This is a genomic window from Marivita sp. (assembly GCF_051859345.1).
In the GTDB taxonomy this organism is placed as follows: domain Bacteria; phylum Pseudomonadota; class Alphaproteobacteria; order Rhodobacterales; family Rhodobacteraceae; genus Marivita.
The window spans coordinates 1-505 of sequence record NZ_JBHYFV010000121.1; the positions used below are offsets into that span (position 1 = coordinate 1).

At 65.7% G+C, this 505-nt stretch carries 1 protein-coding gene; it reads left to right on the plus strand.

Translation table 11 applies throughout. The features are described 5' to 3' along the window. On the plus strand, positions 1–505 hold a 505-nt coding region (locus ACTIEN_RS22360), incomplete at both ends, for an acyl-CoA dehydrogenase (RefSeq protein ID WP_439525329.1).

The following is a 505-nucleotide window of genomic DNA, read 5'->3' on the forward strand; positions in this document are numbered from 1 at the left end:
GGTGCTCAACGGCACCAAGCACTTCATCTCCCATGCCGACCTCGCCGACTTCGCCATCGTCTTCATGGCGACCGGCGAGGAAGAGACGCCGCGCGGCCCCAAAAAGCTGATCACCGCCTTCTTCGTCGACAAGGGCACGCCGGGCTTCACCGTGCGCGACGGCTACCGCAACGTCTCGCACCGCGGCTACACCAACTCCATTCTCGAATTCGACGATTGCCGCCTGCCCGCGTCTCAGGTCCTCGGTGAAGTCCACAAAGGCTTCGAGGTCGCCAATTCCTGGCTCGGCGCGACGCGCCTGCAAGTCGCCGCCACCTGCATCGGCCGCGCCGAACGCGCGCTCGGCCACGCCGTCGACTGGGCCGCCAATCGCGAGCAGTTCGGCCAGCAGATCGGCAAGTTCCAGGGTGTCTCGTTCAAGCTCGCCGACATGGCGACCGAACTGAAGGCTGCCGACCTGATGCTGATGGAAGCCGGCTGGAAGTACGACGCCGGCACGGTCACC